At 65.1% G+C, this 1,077-nt stretch carries 1 protein-coding gene; it reads right to left on the bottom strand.

Going from position 1 to position 1,077, the window contains the following annotated elements; all coding sequences use genetic code 11:
• The coding region (locus MKK60_RS08230; RefSeq protein WP_409567379.1) for a PQQ-dependent dehydrogenase, methanol/ethanol family at positions 1–1,052 on the bottom strand (1,052 nt) is incomplete at its 3' end.
• Positions 1,053–1,077 lie beyond the last annotated feature (25 nt).

Below are 1,077 nucleotides of genomic sequence, written 5' to 3' on the forward strand. Positions count from 1 at the left end.
TCGACCTTGGAGGCCCAGTTGACGACCGGGTCGAACTTCTCGGCGACGAGGAGCTCGCCGGTGGCGCGGTTGAGGGTGTAGCCGAAGCCGTTGCGGTCGAAGTGGGTCAGCAGCGGGGTCTCCTTGCCGCCGACCTTCTGATCCGTGAGGATCATCTCGTTGATGCCGTCGTAGTCCCACTCGTCGTGGGGGGTCATCTGGTAGACCCACTTGGCCACGCCCGTGTCGGGGTTACGCGCCCAGATGGTCATCGACCAGCGGTTGTCGCCCGGACGCTGCTTGGGGTTCCAGGTCGAGGGGTTGCCCGAGCCGTAATACATCAGGTCGAGCTTGGGGTCGTAGGAGAACCAGCCCCAGGTGCAGCCGCCGCCGGTCTTCCACTGGTCGCCTTCCCAGGTCTTGGTCGACGAGTCCTTGCCCACCGGCTTGCCGAGGTAGGTGGTCTTCTCCGGGTCGACCAGCATCTGGTCGTCCGGGCCGATCGAGTAGCCGCGCCAGACCTTCTTGCCGGTCTTGGCGTCGTAGGCGGTCACGTGGCACTGCACGCCGAACTCGCCGCCCGAGATGCCGACGATGATCTTGTCCTTCACCGGCAGGACCGTGGCGGTGTTGGTCTCGCCCTTCTTCGGGTCGCCGTTCACCACCGACCAGTTCACCTTGCCGGTCTTGGCGTCGAGCGACACCACCGTGGTGTCGGCCTGGTGCAGGATGATCGCGTTGTCCGAGTAGGCCAGGCCGCGGTTGACCGTGTCGCAGCACATCACCGGGATCACCGACGGGTCCTGCTTGGGCTCGTACTTCCACACGATCTTGGCCTCGTGGTCGAGGTCGAGCGCGTAGACGATGTTCGGGAACGGCGTGTGGACGTACATCATGTTGCCGACGACGAGCGGCGAGCCCTCGTGGCCGCGCAGCACGCCCGTCGAGAAGGTCCAGGCCACCTGGAGGTTCTTGACGTTGCCCGCGTTGATCTGGTCGAGCTTCGAATAGCGCGTGTTGGCGTAGTCGACCGTCTGCAGCACCTGCTCGGCCGGGTTCGCCAGATGCTTCATCAGATCGTCGTTCGCGATCGCCGGG

The organism is Methylobacterium sp. J-092, assembly GCF_022829325.1.
In the GTDB taxonomy this organism is placed as follows: domain Bacteria; phylum Pseudomonadota; class Alphaproteobacteria; order Rhizobiales; family Beijerinckiaceae; genus Methylobacterium.